Source organism: Rhizobium sp. WW22, assembly GCF_047041135.1.
Lineage (GTDB): Bacteria > Pseudomonadota > Alphaproteobacteria > Rhizobiales > Rhizobiaceae > Rhizobium.
Map to the genome: position 1 here is coordinate 1136253 of NZ_CP178199.1, position 13066 is coordinate 1149318.

Annotated in this window: 11 protein-coding genes, 1 pseudogene and 1 riboswitch; of the genes and pseudogenes, 6 read left to right on the plus strand and 6 right to left on the minus strand. The window is 60.3% G+C overall.

What is annotated here, in order from left to right:
- The first annotated feature begins 62 nt into the window (after positions 1-62).
- Positions 63-1940 (plus strand): sensor histidine kinase, encoded by a 1878-nt coding sequence (locus ACK83U_RS24205; protein ID WP_162707996.1) that lies wholly within the window; start codon positions 63-65, stop codon positions 1938-1940.
- A complete protein-coding gene (locus tag ACK83U_RS24210; protein ID WP_112603664.1) occupies positions 1937-3313 on the plus strand; it encodes a sigma-54-dependent transcriptional regulator in 1377 nt (458 codons plus the stop codon). The genes ACK83U_RS24205 and ACK83U_RS24210 overlap by 4 nt, the downstream gene beginning before the upstream one ends.
- A 47-nt stretch (positions 3314-3360) precedes the next feature.
- Here ACK83U_RS24210 and ACK83U_RS24215 read toward each other — a convergent pair whose 3' ends face one another.
- From ACK83U_RS24215 to ACK83U_RS24225, 3 genes are all read right to left on the minus strand, one after another.
- Positions 3361-4968, minus strand: a complete 1608-nt coding sequence (locus ACK83U_RS24215; RefSeq protein WP_112603666.1) for a hypothetical protein — start codon at positions 4966-4968, stop codon at positions 3361-3363.
- A gap of 212 nt (positions 4969-5180) precedes the next feature.
- A complete protein-coding gene (yghU, locus tag ACK83U_RS24220) occupies positions 5181-6056 on the minus strand; it encodes a glutathione-dependent disulfide-bond oxidoreductase (protein ID WP_112398563.1) in 876 nt (291 codons plus the stop codon).
- A 573-nt stretch (positions 6057-6629) separates the two neighbouring features.
- A complete protein-coding gene (locus ACK83U_RS24225) occupies positions 6630-6776 on the minus strand; it encodes a DUF1127 domain-containing protein (protein WP_015342994.1) in 147 nt (48 codons plus the stop codon).
- Between the two features lie 233 nt (positions 6777-7009).
- Positions 7010-7106, plus strand: a riboswitch (TPP riboswitch).
- Between the two features lie 50 nt (positions 7107-7156).
- Here ACK83U_RS24225 and thiM point away from each other — a divergent pair.
- The 3 genes from thiM to thiD are packed head-to-tail and all read left to right on the plus strand — an operon-like array spanning position 7157 to position 9404.
- Positions 7157-7960, plus strand: a complete 804-nt coding sequence (thiM, locus tag ACK83U_RS24230; RefSeq protein ID WP_112603668.1) for a hydroxyethylthiazole kinase — start codon at positions 7157-7159, stop codon at positions 7958-7960.
- On the plus strand, positions 7957-8595 hold the full coding sequence (thiE, locus tag ACK83U_RS24235) for a thiamine phosphate synthase (RefSeq protein WP_112603670.1): 639 nt from the start codon (positions 7957-7959) through the stop codon (positions 8593-8595). Before thiM ends, thiE begins: the two co-directional genes overlap by 4 nt.
- Positions 8592-9404, plus strand: a complete 813-nt coding sequence (gene thiD / locus ACK83U_RS24240; RefSeq protein ID WP_112603672.1) for a bifunctional hydroxymethylpyrimidine kinase/phosphomethylpyrimidine kinase — start codon at positions 8592-8594, stop codon at positions 9402-9404. Before thiE ends, thiD begins: the two co-directional genes overlap by 4 nt.
- A gap of 130 nt (positions 9405-9534) precedes the next feature.
- Here thiD and ACK83U_RS24245 read toward each other — a convergent pair.
- From ACK83U_RS24245 to ACK83U_RS24255, 3 genes and pseudogenes are all read right to left on the minus strand, one after another.
- Positions 9535-10406, minus strand: a pseudogene (locus ACK83U_RS24245) (undecaprenyl-diphosphate phosphatase).
- Positions 10407-10605: 199 nt separating this feature from the next.
- Positions 10606-10818 carry a hypothetical protein gene (locus ACK83U_RS24250; protein WP_112337180.1) on the minus strand — a complete coding sequence of 71 codons (213 nt, stop codon included), beginning with the start codon at positions 10816-10818 and terminating at the stop codon, positions 10606-10608.
- Positions 10819-10921: 103 nt separating this feature from the next.
- On the minus strand, positions 10922-11626 hold the full coding sequence (locus tag ACK83U_RS24255) for a transcriptional regulator NanR (protein ID WP_015342988.1): 705 nt from the start codon (positions 11624-11626) through the stop codon (positions 10922-10924).
- A gap of 177 nt (positions 11627-11803) precedes the next feature.
- Here ACK83U_RS24255 and oiaX point away from each other — a divergent pair, with 177 nt between their 5' ends.
- Entirely contained in the window at positions 11804-13063 is a 1260-nt protein-coding gene (gene oiaX / locus ACK83U_RS24260; protein WP_112603676.1) for a 3-oxo-isoapionate-4-phosphate decarboxylase OiaX, read from the plus strand.
- The last annotated feature ends 3 nt before the right edge of the window (positions 13064-13066 follow it).

The following is a 13066-nucleotide window of genomic DNA, read 5'->3' on the forward strand; positions in this document are numbered from 1 at the left end:
GATCGAGGATCATCGATCTGTGCGATTATTCGCACAGATCGAATTGCGGCGCGCGCGAAATCATGCACAATACGGCAATGCTGCAGCGCCCGGCCAACGAACGATTTCTAACGCCCGAGCAACTGGGCCGGCGCTCACGCCGGGTCTGGCTCGTGTTTGCGTTTCTAAGTGCGGCTGTCATTACGGCTGGTCTTTATGGCGCGAATTTCTATGGTCGGCTCTCGGCAATAGAAACGCTTCAGAGGCAGGGGCACACGGATGCGAACCTCAAGGTTGCCCTGCTGCGCGCAGTCCTCGAACGTCCGCGCGCCCTGCCACTCTTGCTGGCCGACGATCAGCAGGTCCGAGATGCGCTCGCCGAGAAGCACATCGACGATGTTGTCGCCCTGGACCGTAAGCTCGAAAGTCTCGTCTCGGGCACCAGCGCATCCGTCCTTTACGTCACCGGCAAGGACGGCGTTGCCATGGCCTCCAGCAATTGGCGGGAGCCCTTGAGTTTCGTCGGCAACGACTATTCCTTTCGTGACTATTTCCGCAAAGCCATGGAGACGGGAACCGCCGAGCATTATGCGCTCGGCACGGTCAGCAATCGCCCTGGCCTCTACATTTCCCGCCGTGTCGGCGATGTCGGCTCTGCGCTTGGTGTCGTTGTGGTGAAGATGGAGTTCGATCAGCTGGAGGCTGACTGGAGCGAGACCGGCCGCCCCGCTTACGTGACCGACGAACGCGGTGTCGTGCTCATCACCAGCCTGCCCTCATGGCGCTTCATGACGACCGCTCCGCTTGCGCGCGAGGAAGCCGACGCGATTCGAAAAAGCCTGCAATTCGGCGCAGCACCGCTTTCGCCCCTTCCGGTCAGCCATCCCGAAGAAATTGGCCCGGATGCAACCATCGTGCGTGCCATTCTGCCTGGAAGTAGCGCTGCGGAATATTTGCGGCTGGCGGTCGCGGTTCCATCGACGCCCTGGCAGCTCGGCTATCTGATCCCGACCGATCAGGCGATCGCCTCGTCCGTGCGCGAGACACGCTTCCTCGCCTTGACCGTCCTTCTGCCGATCCTCGCATTCGCCGCTTTCCTGCTGCGCCGCCGTGATGTTTCCGCCATGCAGATCGCCGTGAGCAGGATCGCGCGTGATGAGTTGGAACGCCGGGTTCTTGAGCGCACGGAGGACTTAAGCCAGGCCCGCGACCGGCTGGAGGCGGAAATTGCAGACCACCGTGCGACGGAAGCCAAGCTGCAGGGTGTGCAGCAGGATCTCGTACAGGCCAATCGCCTTGCCATCCTGGGTCAGGTCGCCGCCGGCGTAGCCCATGAAATCAATCAGCCGGTGGCGACAATCCGTGCCTATGCTGAGAATGCCAATGTCTTCCTCGACCGGCGGCAGACGGAGCCGGTGAAGGAAAACCTTTCGGCGATCGCGGCGTTGACGGAGCGTATCGGCACGATCACCGAAGAACTGAAAGCCTTCGCCCGCAAGGGAAGGACCGCACCGGAGCCGGTTGATCTCAGAAGCGTGATAGAGGGGGCCGTCGTCCTGCTGAGGAGCCGCTTTGCCGGCCGCCTGGATGCGCTGAAGATCGAGTTGCCACCAACGGGGCTCGGCGTTGTCGGGACCCGCATTCGGCTGGAGCAAGTGCTGATCAACCTCTTTCAAAATGCTCTAGAGGCCTTGGAAGGTCGCGACGAGGCCAAGGTGGAGGTGTCAGTGCGCGAAACTTCAGAGGAAGTCGAGATTGTGGTTTCTGACAACGGCCCCGGCATTCCCGTGGCGATCCTCGACTCGCTGTTTACACCCTTCAACACGTCCAAGGAAAAAGGCCTCGGCCTTGGTCTCGTCATTTCGAAGGATATCGTCGTCGATTATGGCGGCCGGATTGATGTCGAGAGCAACGGCAGCGGCACTCGCTTCACCGTCCATTTGCGCAAGGCCACGCCATGAATGAGAGTTCCCCCGTTTTCCTGATCGACGACGACAAGGATCTGTTGAGGGCGACGAAACAGACGCTGGAATTGGCTGGCTTCGCCGTATCCGCCTTCTCTGTCGCTGGCGAAGCGCTTCTTGTTCTCGACGCCGATTTTGCCGGTGTCGTCGTTTCCGATATCCGCATGCCGCAGATGGATGGACAGCAGCTCTTTGCCCGCATCAAGATGCTTGACGCCGATCTGCCGGTCATTCTCATGACGGGTCATGGCGATATTCCGATGGCGGTTCAGGCGATCCAGGATGGCGCCTATGATTTCATCGCGAAGCCCTTCGCCACAGATCGGCTGGTGCAGAGCGTGCGACGCGCGGCCGAGAAGCGACGCCTTGTGCTGGAAAATAGGACCTTGCGGCAGGCGGCGGAGCAGGCGCAGGGCGATCTGCCGCTGATCGGACAGACTCCTGCCATCGAGCGGCTGCGCCATACGCTGCGGCAGATCGCCGATACGGATGTCGATGTGCTTGTCACGGGAGAGACTGGCAGCGGCAAGGAGGTGGTGGCGAGCCTGCTGCATCGGTGGAGTCGGCGAGCGAAGGGCAATTTCGTTGCGTTGAATTGTGGTGCCCTGCCCGAAACCGTGATCGAGAGCGAGCTTTTCGGCCACGAACCGGGCGCTTTTACCGGCGCCCAGAAGAAGCGCGTTGGGCGCATCGAACATTCAAGCGCCGGCACCCTGTTTCTCGACGAGATCGAAAGCATGCCGCCGGCAATTCAGGTGCAGATGCTGCGCGTGCTGGAAATGCGCGAGGTGACACCGCTCGGCACCAATGAAGTCCGCCCCGTCGATCTTCGCGTCGTTGCTGCGGCGAAGGTCGACCTCGGCGATCCCCGCCAGCGCGGCGATTTTCGCGAGGATCTCTACTATCGCCTCAACGTTGTCACGCTTTCCATTCCGCCATTGCGTGAACGCCGCGATGACATTCCCCTGCTCTTCGGCCATTTCGCCGATCGCGCCGCCAATCGCTTCAAGCGCGAGGTGCCCGCCCTATCTACAGCGGTGCGCCGCCATCTGCAGCAGCACGACTGGCCGGGCAACGTTCGCGAACTCTCGCATTTTGCCGAGCGCTTCGTGCTCGGTCTCGAATCGGCAACAACGGCAAAATCTGACGAAGCGCCGGCGACGGATGAAGGTTTGCCGTTGCCCGCTCGAGTAGAGCGCTACGAAGCCGAGCTCATCCGCGAAACCCTGTCGCAGAACAATGGCGATGTACGCCGTACCATCGAAGCGCTCGGCATTCCCAGGAAGACCTTCTACGACAAGCTCCAGCGACACGGCATCGTCAGAGGCGATTTCGCCGGCTTTGACGGGGACGAGCGCCGAGGTTCATGATCCGCTGCCGATGAGCCACCGCGCCAGCTGAAGCCGTCGTGTGAACTTCAGGCGCTGCGGCGCATGTCCTTGGCATTGCCTTGCCTTTGCCGGGCCGCCGCCTCGGCTGTGCGATCCAGAACCTGCATCGCTTGCGCGACCACCGCCGCAAGCGCTTCATCGCTCTTGGAAGCGGCCACGACCAGCGGCGCGCTCAGGCAAATTCTAAGGGCACTTGCCGGTACATCACCAAAATCGGCACAGCGAACGGGCTGGCCGAGACGCACCAGGGCAACTCCATCGCCTTCGACGGCCAGCTCCTTGTAGACCGCTGCCATTTCCGCTGCGGTCAGCATGGCGCCATCTGTGCAATTGCGCAGGTAAAACGAAAAGATGGAGGGAATTTCATCCCAGCGAAGAGCCGATGATGTGCCCCACAGCTCACGCCGCTCTAACGGCCGGCTCTGCAAAGGCTCGAAAGCCGGATCGTTCGCAAGACGATCGGAGACTGCCTCGGCAAAAGCGGACAAAACCTTGACTACACGGTCTTCAGGAATATCGAGGAAGCATCCGAGTTCGAACAGCGCGGCTTTCCAGCGTAGCAGGAGGCCGAGATTGGCGCGCTCCGGCAAGATATTGCCGGCGGCCCAGCCTTCCGGCCACTCTGCCTTCCCGCAATAATCTGCCAAGGCTGCAGGCAGAGTGCGCGATTTAAAGCGCTCCGATATTTGTGGCGGGCAGAGAAGCGCCCCGCTGAAAATCGGCCCGGCGAGGAATTTCGAACCCGTGAGCGCGACCATGAAACCATGGGCGAGATAGGCGCGGATCGTTGCCGCTGACAGGCGAAACTGGCAGGCATCGATCATGATATCCAGCACGGTGCCGAAACGCTCCTTCAGACGCATGACGGTCTCAAGGCTCGGCGCCAGCAGGCTGGTCTTCGATACGTCTGTTACGACGAGAAGGCACCTGAGGCCGGCTGCGCGGGCAAGCTCGATGAGGCCGCGCAGCTCCTCTTCCACCTCGCTATCGGCGCGAAGGGAACCATCCTTGTTGCGCACGGCAATGGTGGCGTTGCGCGTGGCGTCGCCCGCCCGCAGTTCCTCACCCTTGACGACGGCGCGCTCGCTGCTGACGCGGCTCATGAAATGCCGCCCGGCCGACGCCGTCATGACGCCGCTGCCCGTTTCGTTCCCCATCAGCGTGATGGTCATCAGGGCGCGCTCGTTCTCGCCCGCCAGCAGTGCTGCCGAAAAGAGATGAATGTCCGTGCCCGATGTGGCCAGGATCGCATCGATCCTGGGGCCCGACGCTTGGTTGAGGCCGAGCAAGCGCAGCAGATCCTCCCGCACGCGCCCGATTTCACGATCGTAGCAAGCCGTCGGCGAGCTTTTTTCCATCTCCCGCCTCAGATCCGCGTAATAGGATTCGACCGCGGCAAAGGCGGCGGCGGATATGGTCGATGCCGTCGACGAGCCGAAAGCGAGATCTTCGGGCCGGGGTGCCGGACCATAGCCATACATGTTGAGCCCGGTGAGCGGATCGCAATCCAGCCGTTCATCGCCACCCGACACCAGGTGTTTCAGCAGCGCATCCCTCGCCTCGCTCTGTTGCTTCCACAACGCGCCCGTAGTCGCATTTTTATCCAGGGTACGGTCGTCAGCAACTTGCTGCATGGAGAAGCATTCCTCTTTCGCCAATGTCGACACGCTTTGCAGAATCGCGCTGCGGTCTACGCCGAGCGGGGGAGCCTCGGCAGCCGAACATTACGCTTCGCAAGATGGAGCGAGGCTGACTTGCCAAGGCCGGCAGCGCCAGCAGTACGCGCAATAAAAAAGCTCGCGATCCGGAGGGCCGCGAGCTCATTTCTGCAAAGCGAATGGTCGGATCAGCCGGCGGCTTCCAGCTTATCCTGCGTCTTCGTCTCGAAGTCGCTGGCATCATGGCGCTCACGCAGCTGCTCAGATGGATCGCCCGACATGCGGTTGACCATGCGGCCGCGCTTGACGGCAGGACGCGAGTAGATTTGCTCGGCCCAGCGCTGCACGTTCTTATAGTCCTGCACCTGCAGGAACTCGGCCGCGCCGTATTGCCACCCCTTGGCCAAACCGCCGTACCACGGCCAGATGGCGATATCGGCAATCGTATAGTCGCTGCCGGCGATATATTCGCTTTCGGCCAGGCGACGATCGAGAACATCGAGCTGACGCTTCACCTCCATGGCAAAACGGTCGATCGCGTATTCGATCTTCGTCGGCGCATAGGCGTAGAAATGACCGAAACCGCCGCCGAGATAGGGCGCGCTGCCCATCTGCCAGAACAGCCAGGAGATGCATTCGGCCCGAGCCGGCTGCTCGGTCGGCAGGAAGGCGCCGAATTTTTCGGCGAGATACATCAAAATCGAGGCCGATTCGAAAACGCGAACCGGCTTCGGGCCACTGCGGTCGAGCAAAGCCGGGATCTTCGAATTCGGATTGATGTCAACGAAACCGCTGCCGAATTGATCGCCCTCACCGATCTTGATCAGCCAGGCATCATATTCCGCACCGCTGTGACCAAGCGCCAGCAGCTCTTCGAGCATAATCGTGACCTTCACGCCGTTGGGCGTTCCAAGCGAATAGAGCTGAAGGGGATGGCGTCCTACCGGCAGTTCCTTCTCGTGAGTCGGGCCGGCAATCGGGCGATTGATATTGGCGAACTGGCCGCCATTGGCCTTGTTCCAGGTCCAGATTTTCGGCGGGGTATATTCGGCAGGGCCGGTCATGGGCATCCTCCTTTTTCGGGAATCGAATTTGGGCGATCTTCGATGTAGCGCGCTACATAGATCGCACATAGAGGCCGCTCTTCATTTTTGCGAGAGGAGGATACCCAACTCTTTGAATGCGCCGAGGCTGCTTTGCACGCATGCCGCCTGCGCCGGGCTAGGATCCCTATACCGATCCGGGCCATTCTCAATCGCTTGGAAGTTCAACAAGACGAAAAAGCCTGCCGCGGGAGGAGGAGCGGCAGGCTTTTTACAAGAACCGAACAGCGGATGGGAGGAGGAGTTCCGCTATTCCTGCAGTCGTCCCTGGGAGGAGGATAAGGACGTCTGCCAAGCGAAGGGATGCGGGAGGAGATGCATCGCTTCGATGAGAAGAACATACCAGTCTTTTGCTCAGTTCATAGGCATTTCTTTGCAAGGCAGTTATGCGTCATGCGAAAAGCAAGGAGCTAGATTGATGCAATCTTCAGCAATCGCCGCGGAAATGAACGGTGATGCCCATAAAGCAAAAGCGCCTGCTCAAGGGAACAGGCGCCGGCATAATGCAGCTTTTATAAGGAGCCGTTTCGGCCGTTAGCGAGCGATCGCTGCGCGGGCAACATTGCGGATCTCGCCGCGATCGATACCCAGATCATGCAGTTCGCGCGTGGACATACGGCCCAGTTCGGCGACCGTCTGACGATACTTGCGCCAGTTGTTGAAAGAGCGTGCTACGTTCATGATGATCCCCTTTCCTTGGGCTTTCGAAGCTGAGCAGCCGTGCTTGGCGCTCCCGTCGCTTCGATAAGAACTATATAGTCGAACCCATTGGCTTTTTGCAGAGCTAAGGAATCACTGCACCTATGCGTCTAATGCATGCGTCGCCCGAAAAGCAGGCGATCTTCATTCGTCGGTCGCGCCTGCCTTTGCGATTCGCTGATGACAGCGCCGTCTTTGTCTGCGAAAAGAAGAGAGATGAGAGACAGGGGCGTCCGCTATCCGGCGGGCTGAGAAGCACCCTTCGAACCTGAACCAGATCATGCTGGCGGAGGAAGTCGCTCGGGACCTCGCGAAGCTGAACCACGTCGTCCCTACGCGTCTCGCCGCCTGAAAGGGGCGATATGCAAGACCAAACAACTGCAGGCAATCTGCTTCGCACCATGCGGGCGAACCCTCCCCTGGTACAATGCATCACCAATTTCGTCGCCATGAACATCGCGGCCAACATGATGCTTGCCGCCGGCGCATCGCCGGCAATGGTACATGCCGAAGAGGAAGCCGGAGAGTTTGCCGCTATCTCCGGCGCGCTGACGATCAATATCGGCACGCTTTCCGCGGGTTGGCTTAGGGGCATGCTGAAGGCCGCACAGTCGGCAAACAATGCCGGCAAGCCCTGGGTCCTCGATCCCGTCGCCCATTATGCGACCGCGTTTCGTCGCGATGCCATCACGCGCTTGCTGGAACTAAAGCCGACAATCATTCGCGGCAACGCATCCGAGATCATCGCGCTTGCCGGCGGGACGAGCCGCGGCCAAGGCGTCGATAGCCGCGATACCGTCGAGCAGGCGGAAGATTCCGCCCTTCAACTCGCGGAAAAGCACAGCTGCGTAGTGGCAGTCACAGGCGTTACGGATTTCGTGACGGATGGGCAGAAGGCGAAGCGCATTGCAGGCGGTTCGCCATTGATGCCGCAAGTAACCGCACTTGGATGCTCGCTAACCTGCCTCGTCGGTGCGTTTGCGGCGGTAGCTCCGGATGATCCGTTCCATGCGACCATAACGGCGCTTGCCGTCTTTGCCGTGGCCGGCGAACAGGCGGGGGCCGCTGCTGGGGGACCAGGCTCCTTCTCCTGGCGCTTCCTTGACGCACTCGCCGCTTTGAGCCCGGAGACACTGGATCGCGACGCAAGGATATCGGCAGCATGAAGACAGACTTCGATCTCTCGCTCTATCTCGTCCTCGATCCGCTGTTATGCCGTGATCTCGGCATGGTGGAGACAACGCGGGCGGCGGTGGCGGGCGGCGCCACCATGATCCAGCTTCGCGACAAGGAGGCTTCGACCCCCGCCATGATCGAAACCGGCCGTGCCCTCAAGCAAATCCTGCACGGAACGAATGTCCGACTGATCGTCAACGACAATGTCGAGGCTGCCATCGCCATCGGCGCCGATGGCCTTCACATCGGTCAGGAAGATATGAATGCCGCCGACGCCCGCCGCCTGATCGGCCCGGACATGATCCTCGGCCTCTCGGTGGAAACGGAGGCTCTCGCCTCCTCCATAGATGCCGGAATCATCGACTATGCCGGGATCGGTCCGGTCTTTGCCACACCCACCAAACCCGACCACAAGCAACCGATCGGCTTTGACGGGCTTGCCCGCATCGTCAGGCTTTGCCCGGTTCCTTCAGTGGCAATCGGCGGCCTGAAGGCTGTTCATACCGCCGATGTCCTTTCGTGCGGCGCAGATGGCCTCGCGGTCGTCTCAGCCATATGCGGACAACCGGACCCGCAAGCGGCGACAATCATCATCGCGAAAGCCATCAAGGAGGCTCGCCAATGATCCGCAACGTTCTATCTATCGCCGGCTCCGATCCCTCCGGCGGCGCTGGCATTCAGGCCGACCTGAAGGCTTTCTCCGCTCGCGGCGTTTATGGAATGGCGGCTCTGACTGCTTTGACGGCGCAGAACACGCAGGGCGTCTCCGGCGTCCATCCCGTGCCTCCACATTTCGTGGCAGATCAGATCAATGCGATCTTTGCCGACATCCGTGTGGATGCCGTGAAGATCGGTATGATCGCCAATGCCGCCATCGCCAGTGCCGTCGCGGACATTCTGTCGCGACATCGCGATGTACCCGTCGTCCTCGACCCGGTCATGATCGCCAAGGGTGGCGCAGCCCTGCTGGCCGCCGATGCCGTTGACGTGCTGACCACGCGGCTGCTGCCGCTTGCGACCGTCATTACCCCGAACCTACCCGAGGCGGCTGCGCTCTTGCATGACGCAGAGGCGAAAAGCCGCCAAGACATGGCGCGCCAGGCGCTTGCGCTGGCCGCGCTCGGGCCTTCAGCAGTCCTCGTCAAGGGTGGTCATCTCGAGGGTGACGAAAGCCCGGATGTGCTCGCAAGCGGCGATCATGTGGCCTGGTTCGAAGCTCAGCGGTTGCCGACCAAGAATACGCATGGAACGGGCTGCACGCTCTCAAGCGCTATCGCGGCAGAGATCGCCAAGGGCCTGCCGCTCCCCGAAGCTATCGCCGTCGGCAAGGCCTATCTCGCCGCCGCGGTTGCTGCCGCAGGCCAGCTTTCCGTCGGAAGCGGCCATGGGCCTGTGCAGCATTTCTATGCACTGTGGGCCACAAATAAGGAGTAGCGAGCCTGTTACTCAAGGATCAGGTCGCCGTTTCTGGTGCCGGCCGCGGCCTCGATCGGGCATAAGACAAAAAGCGCCGTCCTGATGGGCGGCGGCGCCTCTTCATTGGCGATCGAATGGTACGGGCGGCTCAGGCCCAGCCCATGGTCAACACGCCAAAAAGGATGACGGCGCCGAGACCGATACGGTAGATGACGAAAGGCCAGGTCGAAAAGCGTTCGAGAAAGCGCATCAGCCCCCAGATGGTGATGAAGGACGATATGCTGCCGACAATCAGGCCAACGAGCAGCACCGACCAGGCTTCCATCGGAATATGCGCCTTGTGAAGCTCATAAAGCTCCTTCAAGCCGGCAAGAGCGATGGCCGGTAAGCCGAGCAGGAAGGAGAACCGTGCCGCCTCCTCTCTTTTTAAGCCGAGGAACAGTGCGCCGGTTAGGGTCGAACCCGAGCGCGAGACACCGGGGATAAGAGCACCGACCTGCGTGATGCCGACAAAAAGGGCATCCATCAGCGTCATCTGTCCGATATCCTTCCTATGGCGGCTGTAAAGCTCAGCGACCGCCAAGAGCAAGCCCATGACCACGCAGGCGATGCCGATGACCCAGAGGCTGCGGAAAGACGTGCCGCAAGCGTTCAGGGAGGATGACAGCAGCAGGCCGGCGATCACGATCGGTATGGTGGCGATGACGATGGCGATCGCAAGCCGGATGGAAGGAGAGCTCCAGTCCCTTTGCCTGATCGCATCGAGCGATCCAAAGGTGACGTAGCGGACGTCGCTCCAGAAATAGGAGACGATCGCTGCAAGTGCTGCAAGCTGCATCGTAGCCGAGAAGGCAGAACCAGGGTCCTGCCAGCCCAGCAAGGCGGGCACCACGCGCATATGGGCAGTGGACGAGACCGGCAGTAGCTGGTCAATCCCTGCACGATGCCCAGAATTGCGATCTTGGCATAGCCCAGGGCAACAAAGCCCGTATCCACGCCTTGCGTACAAACATCAGCCACGTTTTGATATCCTCAGTTGTTCAGGGGGCTTAGCACCGAGTGGTGCGACGAACTAGCTGTGAAACTGGTTCCCAAATTGAACTTGGCAACACCTAGTGAAGGGGTCGCCAATATTTCATCGGGACAAGCTGAGGATATAGCCGCGCAGGCTGAACTCTATCTGAAATTGCCGGCTCGAATTTTGGAGTTTGGCGTATTTCTAGCCGTCATCCTCCGGCAACGCCTGCATGTAGCGGATCATGGTGTAGAAGCCGGCGAGGAGGACCAACGCGCCTGCCGCATGATGCAGATTGTGCAGCATCGTATGGTGATGCCTGAGCAGAAGGCAGCTCAAATTATAAAGGGTTATGGCCACCGCCGTCATGAGAGCGGCCAGGAATAGCGCCATGTTTCGCTGAAAGAAATCAATCATCACGCACACCTCTTTTGAGTGCCAACAGATTCCATAAGGATTGGGGAGGAATTACGACAAAGGCACAGAACCGTGGCACCGTGGCGGGCGAATGCCGACGGGTTCATTTCGTATAGAGCGCACGCGATCTTTCCAGATGCTTGAGCATCGCCTGCTCGGCGCCATCTGCATCGTTTTCAGCGAGGCGCGCGAGGATTTCCTCATGTTCGACCAGCGTGAACTTTTCCTTACCGGTCCAGATCAGCATGTCGGTATGATAGGCTTTCAGCCATGCGAGCATCGCTTCGCTGACGGCAGCAAAGATTGGATTGCCGGAAATCTGGGCGATGCGCGTATGGAACTGCATGTCCGCAGAAATGAAGTCCTCGGCATGACCGAGAGATGCGCGCTGCCGGTCGATGATTTCACTGAGATCGGCAACATCTTTCTTGCTCGCGCGCTGTGCGGCCTCGCGTGCCATGCCGCGCTCGAAGAAGATGCGGGCGCTCTTCAGCTGTTCAAGGGAATCAGGTGATTGCGACAACATGATCTTTGCGGTCAGGTCGACCTGCCGAAAGATCGACTTCGCTGTGAGCTGAAGCACCTTGGCACGTTCGCCATGGGAAATGTTGACCAGTCCCATATTGGCAAGGGCCTGCATGGCCTCCCGGATCGCCGGACGTCCGACACCGAAGCGTTCCATGAGGACGCGCTCGGACGGCATCTCGTCACCCGGCTTGAGCTCTCCCGACGTGATCAACCGTTCCAGCCGGTCGAATACTTCATCGGATAGCTTTCGGCGTACAATTTGTTCGACTGGCTCGCCCATGGAATCCCGCTTTCCCAAAGCTTTTACCCCTTATGCATTTTTGGCCGCCATGGCGGAAGCCCCACCCTACCGACAACCGGGCAAAAAATAGTTTGCAGAAGTTGGAATACTCATTATACCAGATCACCAGTTTGTGCCACGCGGAAAATCGTCGGCGAGAGGAGCATTCACCCACTCATGACTATTACCATCACCTACCGCATCGAAACGCCAGGCAGCATCGAGGCGATGGCTCGCAAGATCGCTAGCGATCAGTCGACAGGCACCTTCGTCGCTGTGCCGGGCGAGACGGAAGAACTCAAGGCGCGTGTGGCCGCGCGTGTCGTCGCGATCCACCCTCTTCCTGACGCGGAGCGTCCGACTTGGCCGGAGGTGGCCGAGGGCTATGGCCCGATCCATCGGGCCGATGTCGACATCGCCTTCCCGCTGGATGCGATCGGCACCGATCTTGCGGCACTCATGACGATCGCGATCGGCGGCGTCTTCTCCATCAAAGGCATGACCGGCATCCGCATTGTCGATATGAAGCTGCCGGAGGCCTTCCGCAACGCGCATCCCGGCCCGCAATTCGGCGTTGCCGGCAGCTTGCGCCTCGCCGGCGTCAGCGGTCGCCCGATCATCGGCACCATCGTCAAGCCGGCGCTCGGCCTTCGGCCGAAGGAAACGGCTGCCCTTGTCGGCGAGCTGATCGGCTCCGGTGTCGATTTCATCAAGGACGATGAGAAGCTGATGAGCCCGGCCTATTCACCTCTGAAAGAGCGCGTCGAAGCCATCATGCCGCTGATTCTCGACCATGAGCAGAAGACCGGCAAGAAGGTGATGTACGCCTTCGGCATTTCGCATGCCGATCCCGACGAGATGATGCGCAACCACGATCTCGTGCTGAAGGCCGGCGGCAATTGCGCCGTTGTCAACATCAACTCTATCGGATTCGGCGGCATGAGCTTCCTGCGCAAGCGTTCCGGACTGGTGCTGCATGCGCATCGCAATGGCTGGGATATCCTGACCCGTCATCCCGGCGCCGGGATGGATTTCAAGGTGTATCAGCAGTTCTGGCGCCTGCTCGGGGTCGACCAGTTCCAGATCAACGGCATAAGGGTCAAATATTGGGAACCAGACGACAGCTTCGTCGAATCCTTCAAGACGATCCGCACACCGCTTTTCGATCCATCCGACTGTCCGCTTCCCGTTGCCGGTTCCGGTCAATGGGGCGGCCAGGCGCCCGAAACCTACCAGCGCACCGGCCGGACGACCGACCTTCTCTATCTCTGCGGCGGCGGCATCGTCAGCCACCCCTTCGGACCCGCTGCCGGCGTTCGTGCAATCCAGCAGGCCTGGCAAGCGGCGGTTTCGGACATACCGCTTGCCGACTATGCCAAGGACCATCCGGAGCTTGCCGCCTCGATCGCAAAATTCAGTGACGGCAAGGACGCCTGACAG